Annotated in this window: 14 protein-coding genes; 4 read left to right on the forward strand and 10 right to left on the reverse strand. The window is 68.0% G+C overall.

Going from position 1 to position 16,837, the window contains the following annotated elements; translation table 11 throughout:
- Positions 1 to 79 precede the first annotated feature (79 nt).
- The 5 genes from ACLQ3C_RS08915 to ACLQ3C_RS08935 all read right to left on the reverse strand — a co-directional run bounded on the left by ACLQ3C_RS08915 (position 80) and on the right by ACLQ3C_RS08935 (position 8,374).
- Entirely contained in the window at positions 80 to 1,342 is a 1,263-nt protein-coding gene (locus tag ACLQ3C_RS08915; protein ID WP_425704695.1) for an SfnB family sulfur acquisition oxidoreductase, read from the reverse strand.
- A gap of 4 nt (positions 1,343 to 1,346) precedes the next feature.
- A complete protein-coding gene (gene sfnG, locus ACLQ3C_RS08920) occupies positions 1,347 to 2,456 on the reverse strand; it encodes a dimethylsulfone monooxygenase SfnG (RefSeq protein WP_425704696.1) in 1,110 nt (369 codons plus the stop codon).
- 142 nt (positions 2,457 to 2,598) lie between these two features.
- On the reverse strand, positions 2,599 to 3,276 hold the full coding sequence (locus ACLQ3C_RS08925) for a TetR family transcriptional regulator (RefSeq protein ID WP_425704697.1): 678 nt from the start codon (positions 3,274 to 3,276) through the stop codon (positions 2,599 to 2,601).
- A 114-nt stretch (positions 3,277 to 3,390) separates the two neighbouring features.
- Positions 3,391 to 6,672 (reverse strand): carboxyl transferase domain-containing protein, encoded by a 3,282-nt coding sequence (locus tag ACLQ3C_RS08930; RefSeq protein WP_425704698.1) that lies wholly within the window; start codon positions 6,670 to 6,672, stop codon positions 3,391 to 3,393.
- Between the two features lies 1 nt (position 6,673).
- Positions 6,674 to 8,374, reverse strand: a complete 1,701-nt coding sequence (locus ACLQ3C_RS08935; protein ID WP_425704699.1) for an AMP-binding protein — start codon at positions 8,372 to 8,374, stop codon at positions 6,674 to 6,676.
- A 271-nt stretch (positions 8,375 to 8,645) separates the two neighbouring features.
- Between ACLQ3C_RS08935 and ACLQ3C_RS08940 the strand changes: the two genes are divergently transcribed.
- The 4 genes from ACLQ3C_RS08940 to ACLQ3C_RS08955 all read left to right on the forward strand — a co-directional run bounded on the left by ACLQ3C_RS08940 (position 8,646) and on the right by ACLQ3C_RS08955 (position 12,165).
- Positions 8,646 to 9,749: a ferredoxin reductase gene (locus tag ACLQ3C_RS08940; protein WP_425704700.1), complete on the forward strand. Its 1,104-nt coding sequence runs from the start codon at positions 8,646 to 8,648 to the stop codon at positions 9,747 to 9,749.
- Positions 9,750 to 9,754: 5 nt separating this feature from the next.
- Positions 9,755 to 11,002, forward strand: coding sequence for a fatty acid desaturase family protein (locus ACLQ3C_RS08945; RefSeq protein ID WP_425704701.1), 1,248 nt, complete (start codon positions 9,755 to 9,757; stop codon positions 11,000 to 11,002).
- Positions 11,003 to 11,082: 80 nt separating this feature from the next.
- The gene (locus tag ACLQ3C_RS08950; protein ID WP_425704702.1) at positions 11,083 to 11,487 is read left to right on the forward strand and encodes a hypothetical protein; all 405 of its coding nucleotides are present in this window, start codon (positions 11,083 to 11,085) and stop codon (positions 11,485 to 11,487) included.
- A 135-nt stretch (positions 11,488 to 11,622) separates the two neighbouring features.
- Positions 11,623 to 12,165 (forward strand): DUF4395 domain-containing protein, encoded by a 543-nt coding sequence (locus ACLQ3C_RS08955; RefSeq protein ID WP_425704703.1) that lies wholly within the window; start codon positions 11,623 to 11,625, stop codon positions 12,163 to 12,165.
- Positions 12,166 to 12,197: 32 nt separating this feature from the next.
- Here ACLQ3C_RS08955 and ACLQ3C_RS08960 read toward each other — a convergent pair whose 3' ends face one another.
- The 5 genes from ACLQ3C_RS08960 to ACLQ3C_RS08980 all read right to left on the reverse strand — a co-directional run bounded on the left by ACLQ3C_RS08960 (position 12,198) and on the right by ACLQ3C_RS08980 (position 16,602).
- Entirely contained in the window at positions 12,198 to 13,145 is a 948-nt protein-coding gene (locus tag ACLQ3C_RS08960; protein ID WP_425704704.1) for an exopolyphosphatase, read from the reverse strand.
- The gene (locus ACLQ3C_RS08965; RefSeq protein ID WP_425704705.1) at positions 13,142 to 13,666 is read right to left on the reverse strand and encodes a DUF501 domain-containing protein; all 525 of its coding nucleotides are present in this window, start codon (positions 13,664 to 13,666) and stop codon (positions 13,142 to 13,144) included. Before ACLQ3C_RS08965 ends, ACLQ3C_RS08960 begins: the two co-directional genes overlap by 4 nt.
- A 55-nt stretch (positions 13,667 to 13,721) precedes the next feature.
- Positions 13,722 to 14,435, reverse strand: a complete 714-nt coding sequence (locus ACLQ3C_RS08970; protein ID WP_425704706.1) for an FtsB family cell division protein — start codon at positions 14,433 to 14,435, stop codon at positions 13,722 to 13,724.
- Positions 14,436 to 14,448: 13 nt separating this feature from the next.
- Positions 14,449 to 15,732 carry a phosphopyruvate hydratase gene (gene eno, locus ACLQ3C_RS08975; protein ID WP_425704707.1) on the reverse strand — a complete coding sequence of 428 codons (1,284 nt, stop codon included), beginning with the start codon at positions 15,730 to 15,732 and terminating at the stop codon, positions 14,449 to 14,451.
- Between the two features lie 123 nt (positions 15,733 to 15,855).
- Entirely contained in the window at positions 15,856 to 16,602 is a 747-nt protein-coding gene (locus ACLQ3C_RS08980) for a lytic transglycosylase domain-containing protein (protein ID WP_425704839.1), read from the reverse strand.
- Positions 16,603 to 16,837 lie beyond the last annotated feature (235 nt).

The following is a 16,837-nucleotide window of genomic DNA, read 5'->3' on the forward strand; positions in this document are numbered from 1 at the left end:
TGCGGGATCAGACATCGAGGCCCGCTCCGGCGCCTCGATCCGCCGATCCGGGGACGCAGCCGTCGCCCGATTCATCCGCTCAGATGACACCGTGGACCGGCGGGTCCTCGCCGCGCAGGACCCGACGACCGATGTGCTGCAGCTTCCAGCGGACCGGGTCGTGCAGCGTGTGCGTGCGGGCGTTGCGCCAGAATCGATCCAGCCCGGTGCCCGATGCGGCGCTGCGGGTTCCGCTCACCTCGAACAGCGCCGAGGCCACGGAGTTGGCGACCCGGTCGGCGACGACCTTGGCCGCTGCCACCGCGATCGACGCGTCCGCCACCGTGCGGTGGAGTTCATCCTCGGCATCGGATTCGCCGGGCTCGTCGGCTCCGGTGGCCCGATCCACCGCACGTCCCGCCGCGTCAAGGGTGGCCTCGGCGGTGATGAGCTCGACCCCGAGCTCGCCGAACCGCTGTACGAGCAGCTCGTCGTCGACGGCCCGCTCGACGCCGGCCTCGAACCAGGGCCGTGCGCTGGTGCGCACAAAATCGACCGCCGCGTCGAGCGCACCGCGCGCGATGCCGACGTCGATCGCGACGTGCAGCAACTGCGCGAACGCGCCGTATCCGGTCCGACGCGACACCGCCGGTCCCCGCGCCACGAGATCGCCGCCTCCGACGGGCACGCCGGTGAACCGCACCGTTCCCGATCCGGTCGTCTTCTGGCCCAAGGCATTCCAGTCGTCGATGCGCTCCACCCCGGGGGTGTCGACGGGAACGAAGGCGATGTACTCCCCACCGTCGAGTGCGTCATCGGCGTCGTGGCGGGCCAGCACGGCAAGGGTGTCGGCGAACAACGAGCCGGTCGCGTAGAACTTCTCGCCGTCGAGCCGGAACCGGCCCGGACCTTCGGTCGACAGGGTCGTCGAGACGTCGGCGACCGTCTTTCCGCCACGCTCGGATTGTGCATTGGCGACGCGCCCGCCGCGCAGTACCGCGTCGAAGTGCCTGCGCGCCAGCTCTTCCGGCGCCGCGAGCCGGAGCAGATTCAGGTACACGAAGTGGCTGTGCGGGATCTGGGCGATGTTCGGATCGGCGGCGGCCAGGATGCGGGTCACGTCGGCGACCACGCTCGGCGCCAGGTCGACACCACCGAACCGGGCGGGCACCGTGATAGCGAGCAGTCCGCTGGCCGACAGTTCGTCGATCTCGGTGTGGGGCAGCCGGCGCTCGGCGTCGCGCTCGGCGGCCCCGACGACGAACCGCGCGGCCAGCTCGTGAGCGGCCGCCCTGGCCCGGGCGGCCGAATCCAGCCGTGCCGCACCACGATCGATGCCGCCACCGGGAACGGTGGTGCTCATACGCTCAGACCGCGGCCGATCGCTGCGCGGCCTCGAGTTCGCGGACCAGCGGTAGGACACGGTCGCCAAAATACTCGATCTCCTCCTGGAAGTGCAGGAATCCACCCAGGATGAGATCGACGCCGAGGCGTTTGTAGGCGACGATCCGCTCGGCGACCTGTTCGGGGGTCCCGATCAATTGCGTCCGGAATCCGTCGTTGTACTGCACGAGATCCTCGAACGACGAGTCGGCCCACATGCCGGTTTTGTCGCCGGTGGCGTTGCCCGCCTGCTGTACCGCTGACCGGAAGCCTTCCACCGCAGGGCGATTGGCCTTCGCGACGATCTCGCGCAGGGTATCGCGTGCCTCGGCTTCCGTATCGCGGGCGATGATGAAGCCGTTCAGCCCGAATCGGACCTCGCGCCGGTGCGCGCGGGCGGCGGCTCGCAGATCCCCGAGTTGCTCGGTGACGCCGTCGAAATCTTTGCCGTTGGAGAAGTACCAGTCGGCGTGGCGCCCACCGTTGTTGCGCGCGGCGGTGGAGTTGCCGCCCTGGAACAGTTCCGGATTGGGGCGTCCGGATGTGTTCAGCGGCTTGGGCTTCAGGGTGAAGTCGTGAATACGGTAGAAGTCGCCGCGGAACTCGACGTCGTCCTCGGTCCAGATCTTGCGGATCACCTCGAGGAATTCCGCACTGCGCCGGTAGCGTTCGTCGTGTTCGAGCCACGGTTGTCCGAGATGGGTGAACTCGTCCTTGAACCACCCGCTGACCACGTTGATCGCGAATCGGCCGCCCGAGAGGATGTCTGCGGTCGCGCCGAACTTCGCGAGTACGGCTGGATGCCACAGCCCGGGATGGACGGCGGCGATCACCTTCAGACGCTGCGTGGCCAGCAGCAACGCCAGGCTGAAACTTGTCGATTCATGCTGGAACTCGGCTCCGTAGCTCGCCTCGTAGCGGACCTGGGACAGCGCGTATTCGAAGCCATTGTTCTCTGCTGTCTGCGCCAGCCGCACGTTGTATTCGTAATCCCAGCTCGTGCGCTGCTCGATGTCGCTGGTCACCAGGCCACCGGACACGTTGGGCACCCAATAGGCGAAAGTGATCTCGTCGGCGATGTTCTCGGTGGACACGGGACTCCTCATCGTCGGGTGGACGCCTCGCACCCGACGGGCGCGACAACGTCGGCCATCCTCACCCAGGAAGACTGCGCGTCCCACCCTTGAAATCCCGGTGCGCAAAAGCCCGCGCGCACCTCACCTTCCGAACGCGGAGTCACCGGCTTCCGCTACGCCACTGCCCCATGCCGAGGAACACCATGACCAGCTGGCGTTCGGTGCGGTTCACGATGTCCTGTTCGGCGTCGCGCCCGCGGTATTCGCCGTCGAGCAGATCGGCGACGGCGGTCAGCATGATGCTGACGATGAGTTCGGCGGCGAGTTCGAGATCTTGTGGCTGCCACTCCGACAGATCCGGCAGCCGGGACAGATCGATGGCCAGTTCCTTGGAGAACAATCGCAGTTCGGTGTCCATGGCCCGGCGGATCTCGGCGACGCCGCCGTGCTGTTCACGGATCAGGAACCGATAAGCGGTCTCGTTCCCGCGGACGTGCCGAAGCAGGATCGCCAGCGAATTCTGGGCCGTCGGCAAGGCCTGCCGGGCCGCGAGGTCGCGGCGGCCCTCGCGCAGGGTGCGCCGCAGAATCCGCATCGAATCCTCGACGAGGGTGACGCCGAGGTCTTCCATCGACGCGAAGTGCCGGTAGAACGCGGTCGGCACGATCCCGGCACCCCGCGCGACCTCGCGGAGACTGATACTGGCGAAGCTGCGTTCACGCACCAGCCCCAGGGTGGTGTCGAGCAGCGCCTGGCGGGTGCGGTTCTTACGGTCGGCCCGGCTCTCCGGCTCCGCCTGCCGCGGCTCACCCGAGCTGGGTCGGCGGGTCCGGGTCACCTGAGCAAGTCTAGGACATCGCGGCCCACCCGCGGTGTCCGGGCCGCACCGCCCAAACCGCGCGATCGGGCGTTCACCTGGGGAGACACCCAACCGCGCCGGGCGGCCACCACGTCAGCTCGGCCGCGCGAGCCGGCGAATCCAGCGGCGGGAGTCGGCCGGGTCGATGACATCGTCGAGTTCGAAGGTCGTCGCCGCGTGCAGTGCCTTGCCGTGCTCGTAGGCCTTGGCGAGCAGATCGGTGAACAGCGCATTGCGTTCGTCGAGGTCTCCGATGGCCTCGAGCTCCTTACGGAAGCCCAGCCGCACGGCTCCTTCCAATCCCATCCCACCGATTTCTCCGGTCGGCCACGCCACGGTGAACTCGGGCGCATGGAATGACCCACCGGCCATGGCCATCGCGCCGAGACCGTACCCCTTGCGGATGATGATCGTCCCGAACGGAACCGTCAGGCGGGCGCCGGCAACGAAGAACCTACCGAACCGACGAACCGTCGCCTCCTCCTCGGAGTCCGGCCCGACCATGAACCCCGGTGTGTCGCACAGGGATACCACCGGCAGCCGATGATCCTCACACATCGTGAAGAACTCGGCGGCCTTGTCTGCCGCCTCGGCATCGATCGCGCCACCGAGGTGCCGGCCGGAATTGGCGAGCACACCGTAGGCGACACCTTCTACCCGGATCAGCGCGGTGATCATGCCGCGGCCGTACTCCGGGCGCAACTCGAGCACCGAGTCCACATCGGCCACCGCATCGATCACCGCATGCATGTCGTAGGCGCGCAGGCGGTTCTCCGGGACCACGTGGCGAGCCGGCCGCGGGTCGGGGGCGGCCCACTCGTCCACCGAGCCCTGGAAGTACGCCAGGTACCGGCGCGCGGTCGCGACCGCGTCGGCGTCGTCGCGCGCGGTCACATGCACCACCCCGTTGCGGGTCTGCACGTCGATCGGGCCGATCTGTTCGGGTGAGAACACCCCGAGCCCGCCGCCTTCGATCATGGCGGGCCCGCCCATGCCGATGTTGGCGTCCGGTGTCGCGATGAGGATGTCGCAGGCACCGGCGAGCGCGGCGTTGCCTGCGAAGCATCGACCCGAGACGATCGCCACGGTGGGGACGACGCCACGCAGTCCGGCCATCGACCGGAAGGTGTCGAGCTCGAGGCCGGCCGCACCGAGCCAATCGGTGTCGCCGGGCCGGCCGCCCCCGCCTTCGGCGAAGAGCACCAACGGAATCCGCTTGCGGCGCGCCACCTCCAGCAGTCGGTCGGTCTTGGCGTGGTTACGCATACCCTGCGTGCCCGCGAGAACCGTGTAGTCGTAGGAGATCACGACGGCCTCGGCAGCGGCGGGGCCGACGCGATCGGCACCGATCGTCGCCACCCCGCCGACGAGACCGTCGGCCGGCGTGTTCGCGATGAGATCCTCCTCGCTGCGCCGGGTGCGTTGCGCGGCGAGTGCCAGGCCGCCGTATTCGGTGAAACTGCCGTCGTCGACCAGGTCGGCGATGTTCTCCCGCGCCGTGCGGCGAGACAGTCTGCGGCGTTTGGCCACGGCCGCGGGGCGGTTCTCGTCGAGTGTGACCGCGTGCCGGGCGTTCACCTCGGCCAGGTCCGGCCGGATGTGGTCCGGATCGACGACGGTGGTCGCGGCGTCGGCCTCGTCGGCCTCGCCCGCGGCCACCACGAGCAGCGGTGTCTGGGCGCCGACGGCCTGATTCGGCTCGACGAGCACCCGCCGGATCTGCACCGGGTGCGGTATGGACACGACGTGCTCCATCTTCATCGCCTCCAGGATCACCAACGGCTCCTCGGCGCCGGCGAGCGTTCCGGGCTCGGGTGCGGTGATCACCACCCCGGCCATCGGCGCACTGAGCACCTGCTCGTCGGGGCCGGTGACGATATCGTCCGCCGACGCAGGGCCTACGGGCGAGCCGGTCCCGGTGGCCCCGGTACCGGATCGCCGGGGCAGGTGTGCGGCGGTGTCGACCAACTCCGCGATCCGGCCCTCGAGGTAACCGGTGGTGATGGCCGCGGTCCCGAACTCCTTGTCCGCCAGGATGGCCCGCAGGAGATCGATGTTGGTGGCGACGCCCTCGACGTCGAAGTCGTGCAGTGCTGCCTCGAGCTTGCGGGCCGCGGATGCGACGTCGCCGGCACGGACATGGGCGATCACCTTGGCCAGCAGCGAGTCGAATCGCGGGCTGAGGACGAGTCCCGGACGGCCGTAGGTGTCGGTCCGGATTCCCGGACCCGTCGGCGGCGAAAAGACTTGCAGCATCCCCGAATCCGGCACCGTGGCGCCGTCGGCGGCGATGGTCTCGGTGTTGACCCGGGCCTGGATCGCGACGCCGCGCGCGGCCGGGACGGTCCCGCTCACGCCGTCACCGGTCGCGACGATCCCGGTAGGCAGACCGAGTTCCTCGAAGGCGGCGCCGGCCGCGATCCGCACACCGGCGGCCACCAGGTCGACGTCGGTCACCTCTTCGGTGATCGTGTGCTCCACCTGAATTCGCGGGTTCACCTCGAGGAAGACGAAACGGTGTGCGTCCACCAGGAATTCGACGGTGGCCAGCCCACGGTATCCATGTGCGGCGCACAGACGGACCGCCGCGCGATGGATCTGCCTGCGCACCTCGTCGTCGAGGTCGGGGGCCGGCGCGATCTCGATGAGCTTTTGCCGTCGGCGTTGGATACTGCAGTCCCGGTCGCCGAGCGCGAGCGCGAGCACCGCCCCGTCGGCGGCGGGTCCGGCGACGACCTGGACCTCGATGTGGCGTGCGCCGACGAGCAATTCCTCGGCGAACAACGTCGAATCCCCGAAACCCATCTGCGCCTCGGACACGCACGCCCGGAATGCATCTGCGAGCTCGTCGGGCGAAGACACCGGACGCATCCCCCGCCCGCCCCCGCCTGCGACGGCCTTGAGCATGATCCCGCCGGGATGTGCACCCAAGAACTCGCGTGCCCGCTGTTCGTCGATTCCGCCGGGGGTGGCATCGAGGACGGGGACCGCGGCGGCCATCGCCGCCTCCCGTGCGGCCGCTTTGTCGCCGAACCGCTCGAGCACCGAGGCGTCCGGACCGACGAAACGCAATCCGGCCTGCACACAGGCCTCTGCGAAAGCCGCGTCCTCACTGAGGAATCCGTATCCGGGATGCACCATCGTGGCTCCGGCCGCGAGCGCGGCCGCGATGAGTGCCGGCCCGTCGAGGTACGGAGCCGGTCCGGTGCCCGGCAAGGCCACCGCCGTGGTCGCCGCCGAGACGTGCGGCGCGTCGGCGTCGTCGGCGGCGTAGACCGCAATGGTGTCGATGCCGAGTTCGGCAGCGGATCGGATGATGCGCAGCGCGATCTCCCCGCGGTTGGCGACGAACAGCGTTGTCGGCGTCACGCCCACCTCACGCTCCTTCCACGGCACGGAACAGATCGCCCTTGCGGACCTTGCCGGTCGCCGTCATCGGCAGCTCGTCGAGGATCTCGATCTCGGGCACCTTGTAGGAGGCCATGTTCGTCCGGGCCCAGTCGATGAGTTCGGCGGGCTCGAGCGCGGCATCCGGGACCGTCTGCACGAACGCGAACGGCACCTGCCCGCGGGCCGGGTCGGGTTTGGGAACCACGGCGGCGCGCTCGACGGCGGGATGCAGCATGAGCAGTGCCTCCACCTCTGACGGGAACACACTCATCCCGTTGGTCTTGATCATCTCCTTGTCACGGGCGAGGTAGTGCAGCGCTCCCCGTTCACTGAACTTGCCGCGATCACCGGTCCAGAGCCAGCCGTCGCGAAGCGTGTCCGCGGTTGCCTCGGGCTTGCCGTAATAGCCGGTCATCACCGACGGGCTACGCACGATGATCTGTCCCTGTTCCCCGTTGGGGACCGGACGCCCGTCGGCGTCGACGATCAGGATGTCGGTGCCGGGCACCGGGAATCCGCAGAACACCGGCTCGCCGTGGAGGTCGTAGTCGTCCTCGGCGAAGCCGAGGGTGACGGTGTCGGCCGTGTGGGTTTCGGTCATCCCGTAACTGCCCTCGCGCAACACATTTCCGGTGGCGGCCCGCCACTGTGCGCGGATCTCGGGATCGAGTTTGCGGACGAACGACACGGCGAGCGGCACGGTCAGACCCGAGAGATCGCTCGTCGGGAAGCCCGGATGGTCCATCAGTTCGACGTAGTTGTCGACGGTTCCGATCATCAGGGTCACGCCATCGCGCGGCGCGGCCTCGAGTACGACGCCGGCATCCCAACGGGTCAGCAGCACCACGGTGCCGCCGTTGAGCAGTGGCATCAGGATGCCGAAGTCCTCCCCGGCAATCCAGAACACGGGCAGAAAGACCAGTGCCACAAACGGTTCGGCCGGCACCTGATGTCCGGTGGCGAGGGTGGCGGTCGCCGCGGTGTACACCATGTGCCGCTGGGTGTGCTCACAGCCCTTGGGCAGGCCGGTGGTGCCGCCGGTGTAATTGAGCGCTGCGAGCGCGTCGGGGTCGGTGGCGGTCGGCTCGGCCCGCTCGGATGACATGATCGCCGCCCAGTCGCTGTCGGCGGGATCGGTCCGCGTAAACGGCGTGGCAAGGGTGTCGGTGCCGAGCATGTCCGAGAGCGCGGTGGTCGCGATGACACGCACCGGTGTGCGCTCGGCCACGGCCGCCACCGCGGCGGCCAGATCCGGCTGGGTGAGGACGACCTCGGTGCCGGAATCGGAGAGCTCGTGTGCCAGTTCATGTTCGCGCAGCATCGGATTGACCGGAACATGCACGGCACCGATCTTGAGGATGCCCATCATGGCGATGAGGAACTGCGGACAGTTGCCCAGGTACACCCCGACCCGGTCGCCGCGATCGACGCCGTGGCCGCGTAGCCACCCCGCGAATCGGTCGGAGAGCGCGTCGTATTCGGCATAGTCGATGCTCGAGCCATAGAACGAGATGGCCACGCGGTCCGGCGTGGTCAGCGCCCAGTGCCTCAGATAGTCCACCACCCCGGCGCCCGGAATCGGATAGACCACCTCATGCGGCACCGCACTCGGCCAATGCTCCACGCGCCGCTCGCGCAGTTGCGCCAGCGCGTTCTCGTACACATCCGACGCCACCGTCCGCGTCATCGCTTCACCTCTTCATCCGATTCGTACCTGCCGCCGAAGCGGCGTATCCGACGCTACACCCAGACCTGAATATGACCTCAATCTCATCTCCGGCGACGGCGCGGCTGCTGCCCACGCAATGGCTGACTATGCGGTACATCACATTCGGCCGGTGCATGTGACTTGATCCCTGGACGCGCGATCGCTTGACGAACAGGGCGCAAAGCGTGGCACACTGTTGGGAGTACATCTGTTCACTCAATAGAGTGAAACGAACGGAGTCAGCCCAACCATGAGCATCCGGTTTCCCGAACTGTTCTCCTCGATCGTCGAGGCGACGATGTCGCCCCATCCCGTCGATCGCTACCTCGAATTGGTGGACCCGATGCTCACCTGGCGCGACCTGCGCGCTCGGGTGAGCCATGTCGAGCGTCCCACCGCACGCACTCTACGCCTTTTCCTCGCCCCGACCCGTCAGTGGCGCGGACATGCCGCCGGACAATTCGTGCAGCTCAGCGTTGTTGTCGACGGCGTCCGGCACACCCGCTGTTTCTCTCCCGCCAACGCCGCGGCCGGCGCCGACGGAACTGTGGAATTGACCATCACCGCCCACGATGACGGGTTCGTGTCCCGCCACCTGCGCAAACATGCCCGGGTCGGTGACGTCTACGGCCTCTCCCAGGCGTCGGGGGAGTTCGTCCTGCCGGCAGCGGGTGTGCACACACCGGTGTTCATCAGCGGCGGCAGCGGCATTACACCTGCACTCTCGATGCTGCGTACGCTCGTAGCCGAGGGATACGACGATCCCATCACCTTCGTGCACTACGCACGGACGCCGTCGGAACTTGCCTACCGCGCCGAACTCACCGCACTGTCGGCCGCACACCCGACGCTCGATCTGCGGCTCTTCTACACCCGCGGCACCGACGAGACGCAGTCGGCGTCGGCCGGCGTCGGCCGATTCACCGGCGAGCATCTGCACGGCATCGCCGAGCACGACGACGCCGACGTCTTCGTGTGCGGCCCGCCCGCCCTGATGGACGCGGTGTTCGGGTACTACGAGACCGAGCATCCGTCCGCCCGGGTGCACAGCGAGGCGTTCACGCTCGCCGCTCCCATCGCGATCGACCCAGATCAACCCGTACACGGCGAGCTGAGCTTCACCGCGTCGGGCATCTCGGCGGCCAACGACGGCCGCACGATCCTCGACCAGGCCGAGTCCGCCGGGCTGAGCCCCGAATCGGGCTGCCGGATGGGGATCTGCTTCTCCTGCACCGCAATCAAGAAGTCGGGCTGCACCCGCAACGTGCTGACCGGCGACACCGATACCGAGTCCGACACCCAGATCCAGTTGTGCATCAACGCACCCGTCGGCGACGTCGAAATCGAGGTATGACAACCATGGCAACCAACATCCTTCCCCCCGAGACCGTCCCCACCCCCGAGGACGATCCCACTTCCCCTGCCGCCAAGACCCCGGCCACCAAGACCCCGGCCGCCAAAACCAGAGCGCTGCAACCGGTGTCCGACCCGAACACCGTCGTGCTGTCCTATGAGCAGGTCGAGCAACTCGGCCGCGACCTCGACGAGATCAAGGCCCGCATCGTGGCCGACCTCGGCACCAAGGACCGCGAATACCTGTACTCGATCATCCGCACCCAGCGCGGCTTCGAATTCGCCGGCCGCGCACTGATGTTCGCCGGTTTCTTCCCGCCCGCGTGGCTCGCCGGCGTCGGCGCGCTGTCGATCTCGAAGATCCTCGACAACATGGAGATCGGCCACAACGTCATGCACGGTCAGTACGACTGGATGCGTGAGGACACCTACAACTCGCGCGAATTCGAGTGGGACACGGTGTGTCCGGCCGACCAGTGGAAGCACAGTCACAACTACGTGCACCACACCTTCACCAACATCATCGGTGAGGACCGCGACATCGGCTACGGCATCCTGCGCATGGCCCGCGACCAGAAGTGGAATCCCTACTACCTGGGTAACCTCGGCTACGCCACCGCCCTGATGCTGCTGTTCGAGTGGGGCGTGATGCTGCACGACCTCGAAGCCGAGAACGTCATCGCGGGCAAGCGCAAATGGAGCGACGTCAAGGGCCTCGTCAAGGGCATGTGGCGCAAGGCGAGCCGGCAGGTCCTCAAGGACTACGTCGTGTTCCCCGCACTGTCCGGGCCGCTGTTCCTCTCGACGCTGCTCGGCAATGCCAGCGCCAACCTGGTGCGCAACGTGTGGACGTACTCGATCATCTTCTGCGGCCACTTCCCCACCGGCGCACAGACATTCACCGCCGAAGAGTGCGCAAACGAGACCCGTGGCCAGTGGTACCTGCGGCAAATGCTCGGCTCGGCCAACATCACCGGCAGCCCGCTGTTCCACATCATGAGCGGAAACCTGTCGCACCAGATCGAACACCACCTGTTCCCCGACATCCCGGCCAGCCGGTACCCGCAGATGGCCGCCGACGTCCGCGAGGTGTGCGAACGCTACGGCCTGCCCTACAACACCGGTTCGCTGAGTCACCAACTCGGGTCGACGTGGAAGAAGATCGCCAAACTCTCGCTGCCGAATTCGATGACCCGCGACGACGACGATCTGACGGTCGTCATCGAGCGTGACAAGCCGGGCGGGGTGGCCTGACACCGATCGCGCCATCGGCCATCCGGGCGGTATCGTCGCCAACAAGGCATCGTCGATATCGCTCGGATGGAGGCGCGACCGTGGTCGATCGCATCGAACGCAACAAGGACCTGATCCAGGAAGGGGTGGAGTCCACCGCCACCCACGTCGGTCGGATCGCCACCATCATCACCGGCGCCGTGACCGACATCGCGCGGGAAATCGGTGAGCTGATCACCGACGGATTCGAGATGCGTGAGGCCGCGCGGCGTGCGCGCGCCGACGAGTCGCGACACGCCACCGACGCCGCACCGGACGACAGTGGCGCCACCGACCTCGACATCGAGGGTTCGCTCGAGGCTCCCGTCGTCCCCCAGGAGCTCGAGGGGCCGGCCGACCGGGCCAGTGCCGCCGACCCCGTGGCCGACGAGGATCCCACCGGCGCCGGCGACGGCGTCACCCTGGAAGGGACGATGGAAGCCCCGGTCGCGCCGTCGGACGAGTGAGATCGCCGCTGCTCGAGCCGGTTGGATTCATCCTGGTTCCAACCCGTGCCGTTGCCCGCGTGGCCGGGTAGATTCGTGCACTTCTCGACATCACGTCTGGAGATGGCTGCGACGACAAGGCCCGAGGAGGCATCAGTGCACGAGAAGCTGTCTGGGACGGCCCGCTCGGTTCTCACCTTCCCCAATCCCGTCAACGACTACGCCGCACGGTCGACCGCCGGTCTGGTGGTGGCACTGGCGGTCGTGACCATCGTCGTGAACCACTGGGCCCTGTATGCGGTGCTCGCCATCGGATTCGCACTACGCGTGTTGTCCGGGCCGAAGCTGTCGCCGTTCGGCCAGCTCTCCGTCCGGGTGATCGCACCGCACATCTGGCGCAAGACGAAGCTCGTCCCCGGCCCACCGAAGCGATTCGCCCAGGCGATCGGACTGACCTTCAGCGTCACCGCCCTGGTGCTCAGTCTGCTCGGCTACGGACTCGCCGCGCAGATCGTCGTCGGGCTCCTGATCGTCGCCGCCACCCTGGAATCCGTCGTCGGCCTCTGCCTCGGCTGCGTCGCCTTCGGCTTCCTGCAACGACGCGGCGTCATCCCCGACACGGTGTGCGAGGCGTGCAACAACCTGTCGCTGCGAAATCCCGATCTGGGCAAAACCGATCTGGCCGACAGCGCGCACTGAAACCCGCTCGCACGCCGCAGTACGCCACCAGCTCAGTCGAGCAAACCCAGCGCGATCCCATCGAGGATGTCGTGTTCGCTGACGACGAGTTCGGTGATGCCGGCGCGCTCGGCGAGTTGACGGGCCAGTTCCATCGTCACCAGTGAACCGCCGCCGATGACGTCGACGCGGCCGGGGTGCATCGGCCCCAGCGCGGCGCGGTCGGCGCGGGACATGGCGACCAGATCGCGGCACACCCGGTCGAGATCGGCCAGGGGCACCCGGGACAGATGGATCGCCTCGGAGTCGTACTGCGCCAGCCCGAGATGTAGCGCCGCAAGAGTGGTCAGGGTTCCGGCGACGCCGACCCAGGTTCTGGCCGAGGCGACCGGCACCCGCGCGAACGCCTCGGCGAGCCGTTCGGCGATGAATCCTTGCGCGGCGGCCACCTCGTCGTCTGACGGCGGATCGGAGTGCAAGGCGCGTTCGGTGACGCGCACACAGCCGATGTCGGCCGAGAAGCCGGCGGTCACGCCCTGCGCATCGCCGAGAACCACCTCCGTCGATCCGCCACCGAGATCGGTCACGACGAACGGTCCCTGATCCGCGTCGAGTTCACCGACGGCGCCGCGGAACGACAGTTGCGCCTCCTCGTCGCCGGTGATGACCTCGGCGACCGCACCCGGCACGACCCGTCCGAGCAGCTCTGCGGTCATCGCGAAGAACCGGTCCCGGTTCTTCGCGTCACGCGTTGCCGAGGTCGCCACCATGCGCACCTTCTCGACCCCGGCGGCGACCATGACGTCGACGTAGTCGGCAAGCGCCACGCGGGTGCGCTCGATCGCCTCGTCGGCGAATGTGCCGGTCGCGTCGACTCCCTGCCCGAGCCGCACCACGCGCATCTCGCGATGGAGATCGGTCAACGGCGTGTCCTCGCCCGGACCGGCCACGAGCAGCCGGATCGAATTGGTGCCGCAGTCCACCGCGGCCACGACGGTCACGACGCATCCCCCGCCTCGGTCGGGGCGGCGACCGGCCAGTCCGCAGGTATCGCGGTGCCACGCAATCCGGCGTCGGCGGCCCGGGCCACCGCCTCGTCCCCGAGCGGATTCACCCCCGGCCCCTTGGCCAGTGAATGCGCGATGAGCACGTGCAGGCACTTGACGCGGTCGGGCATCCCGCCGCCCGTGAAATCCGTTCCCAGCGAATCGATGTCGTCACGCTCGGCCAGATACGATTCGTGGGCCCGCCGATATGCCGACGCGAGGGCGGGATCGGTCGACAACCGCGCCGACATCTCCTTCATCACCCCCGCCGACTCCTGACGGCTCGCCTCCGACGTGAGGCGGGGATCGGTCAGGTAATACAGCGTCGGGAACGGCGTGCCGTCGGGCAGCCGCGGCACCGTCTTGATGACGGCCGGGACGCCGTCGGGGGTGCGGTAGCTGACCTCGACCACACCACGCGGTTCCCGGCCGAGTTGGGCGGTCACGATCGCCAGGTCGTCGTCGGAGATGCTCACGAGAGGTCAACAGTAGTCGCCGAGGAAAGAGCCATCGTCTCGACGGGCGGAATTCTCAGTGTCCGCCCGGTGGGGTCGCCACCGACTCCCACAGGTTGCCGTACCAGGGATTGCGGGCGTGCTGCTCGGCGGCCTTCTGCGCGGCCTGCTTCTCCGCGTCCCCGGGATACACCATCACCAGCCCGGTCTCGCCCGGCCGCAGCATCTGCAGCCGCTCGCGGGCCTGCGCCTCCTTGTAGGCGGGGTCACCTTGCTCGTTGACCTTCTGCTGGTAGTACGACGTCTGTTGACGCAGTTGCTCATTGGATGCGACGACTTGGTTGTACTCCGAGCGCCCCGCGTAGTAGTTGCGCAACGACGGCGCCAACGCGAGGGCGACGACGCCGAGCACCAGCGCCATGATCACCGCACGTTTGGCGTCCAGGCCACGCACCCGGGTCGCGATCGTGTCGGTGAGGTTGGGGCGCCGGCGCGACGGCCGGGCCGATCGCGACGTCGTCCGCCTGCGCTCGGGGCCGGCCGGTGCGAGGGCGTCGGGATCGATCTCATCGACCAATCCCACGTCGTCGCGGTGGATCTCCTGCTCACCGGTCTCGATCACCGAGACCGCGGGCCCCGTCGACGAGGTCGTGGAGCGGCGGGTCGGCGACGAGGCGGGACGACGAGTGGCGCGGCGGGCGCGTTCTTCCGAACGCAGATCCCTGCTGGATCGCTTCGCCCGCCGACGCCCGTCGCGTCCCGAGTTGAAACGCCCATCGGCATCAGCCATGGGCCCTAGCTAATCACGAACCGAACGAGAACCGTGGGAAGGCGAGGTCCCCGGCGTAGCGTGCCGCGTCGCCCAGGCCCTCCTCGATACGCAGCAGCTGGTTGTACTTGGCGACGCGCTCGCTGCGGGCCGGGGCGCCGGTCTTGATCTGCCCGCACCCGCACGCGACCGCCAGGTCGGCGATGGTGGTGTCCTCGGTCTCGCCGGAGCGATGACTCATCATCGACTTGTAGCTGTTGTTGTGGGCCAGCGCCACGGCATCCAGGGTCTCGGTCAGGGTGCCGATCTGGTTCACCTTCACCAGCAGCGCGTTGGCGATGCCCTTGGAGATGCCCTCCTCGAGCCGCTCGGGATTGGTGACGAACAGATCGTCGCCGACGAGCTGCACCCGATCGCCGATGGCCTCGGTGAGCTTGGCCCAGCCATCCCAATCATCTTCGGCCAGACCGTCTTCGATGGAGACGATCGGGAAGTCGGTGATGAGCTTCTCGTAGAACGGCACCATCTCGTCGGCGGAGAAGTCCTTGCCCTCGAGTTTGTAGACGCCGTTGGAGAAGAACTCGGTCGACGCCGCGTCGAGCGCGATCACCACATCGCGACCGAAGCCGTATCCGGCCTTCTCGACCGCCTCGCCGATGACCGCGATGGCCGCCTCGGTGTTCGGCAGGTCGGGCGCGAAGCCACCCTCGTCACCGAGTGCGGTGTTGAGCCCCTGCTTGTGCAGTACGGATTTGAGTGCGTGGTAGACCTCGGCTCCGCAGCGCAGCGCCTCCTTGAAGGTCGGGGCGCCGACCGGGGCGATCATGAATTCCTGGAAGTCGATGCCGTTGTCGGCGTGCTCACCGCCGTTGATGATGTTCATCATCGGCACCGGCAGGATGTGCGCATTGGGGCCGCCGACGTAGCGGAACAGGGGCAGCCCGGCCGATTCGGCAGCACCCTTGGCCACCGCGAGCGAGACACCGAGGATCGCATTCGCGCCGATCCGGCCCTTGTCGGGCGTGCCGTCGCAGTCGAGGAGAGCCTGATCGACCAGACGCTGCTCCTCGGCGTCGATGCCGATGACCGCGGGCGCCAACTCGCCGAGTACACCTTCGACGGCCTTGGTCACGCCCTTGCCGTTGAAGCGCTCACCCCCGTCGCGCAGCTCCACCGCCTCGTGTTCGCCCGTCGACGCACCCGACGGGACCGCGGCCCGCGTGAAGGTGCCGTCGTCGAGGACCACCTCGACCTCGACGGTCGGGTTGCCGCGCGAGTCGAGAATTTCACGAGCGCCCACCTGTTCGATGATTGCCACGCTTACGCCCCTTTCGGTGGACGGGTCGGCGACCGCTCGGGCGCCGACGGTTACGCGTCAAAGCCTAGGGCATGGCCATCGATTCTTCCGACGAGTGCCACCGTGGGTCGTGGTGACCGGGCGTCAGAATCGGACGTTCACCGAATAGGCGTTGGCGTGATCGCGGACGTTGATCACGTAGGCCCGCGAATTGTTGTAGACCTTGACCGCCTTCTCCCAGCCGGCCGCGGTGGTCATGTCGCCGCCGGACGACACGCACAGATAGCGGGCGGCCGAGAGGGCTGCGTCGTCGATGTTGTCCGGGTCGGCCCTGCCGTCGCCGTTGGCGTCGACGCCGTAGCGCTCCCACGTCTCCGGGATGAACTGGAAGGGCCCCATCGCACGATCGTGGGTGGGGTCTCCGTCGAGCCGGCCGTGGTCGGTGTCGGGGATCGCGAGGTTGCCGCCGGTGCCGTCGAGGGGAACGCCGCGAATCGCCGGGGCCACATCACCGTTCGCGGCGACGGTCGCACCGCGGTAGGTGCCGTGCTTGCTCTCCACGCCGGCGATACCGGCGAGGCTGGTCCACGCGATGCCGCACTCGGGGTGCTGCTGACGCTGGATCTCGGCGGCATTGCCGTAGGCCTCGAGCGAGGTCAGCGGGATGCCGGTGCCGTCGGCGATCGGGCGCGCCCAGTCGGCCATGTGCTCGGCGGTACGGCCCGGCTGATCGATGTCGATGTAGGGCTGCTGCACCCCGGGAGCCGGCGGGATGCCGTCGGGGATGTCGGGGCGATTCAGCGATCCCACGTCGAGGCAACTCGTGAGCGTCACCGATCCGATCACCGCTGCCGCGGCGGCCACCACGATCCCGCGGTAGCGCCACACCATCTTGCCCGCCTGCACCGCAACTCCACTCTCTTCGAACGCTCGGCCGCCTGCACACCATCATCCGTGCCGCGCACGGCCGGATGCGTGAACGACCCACAGTCAACCTCAACTGCCGGCGCCCGATTCCGGTTCCCCCCGACCAAGGGTCTACTGTGCTCGGTTAGCCTTACCAATATTCGCCGGCCCGAGCCGGATCACGCGGAAGAAAGTCATCCATGGAGCCGGTCGCGGGTGC

Source organism: Gordonia sp. DT30, from assembly GCF_049844915.1.
Classification (GTDB): domain Bacteria; phylum Actinomycetota; class Actinomycetes; order Mycobacteriales; family Mycobacteriaceae; genus Gordonia.

Coding starts and splice junctions, on each gene's coding strand:
- ACLQ3C_RS08970 (WP_425704706.1), bottom strand. CDS start 14,435: ATGGCTGATGCCGATGGGCGTTTCAACTCGGGACGCGACGGGCGTCGG.
- ACLQ3C_RS08980 (WP_425704839.1), bottom strand. CDS start 16,602: ATGGTGTGGCGCTACCGCGGGATCGTGGTGGCCGCCGCGGCAGCGGTG.
- ACLQ3C_RS08935 (WP_425704699.1), bottom strand. CDS start 8,374: ATGACGCGGACGGTGGCGTCGGATGTGTACGAGAACGCGCTGGCGCAA.
- ACLQ3C_RS08940 (WP_425704700.1), top strand. CDS start 8,646: ATGAGCATCCGGTTTCCCGAACTGTTCTCCTCGATCGTCGAGGCGACG.
- ACLQ3C_RS08945 (WP_425704701.1), top strand. CDS start 9,755: ATGGCAACCAACATCCTTCCCCCCGAGACCGTCCCCACCCCCGAGGAC.
- ACLQ3C_RS08915 (WP_425704695.1), bottom strand. CDS start 1,342: ATGAGCACCACCGTTCCCGGTGGCGGCATCGATCGTGGTGCGGCACGG.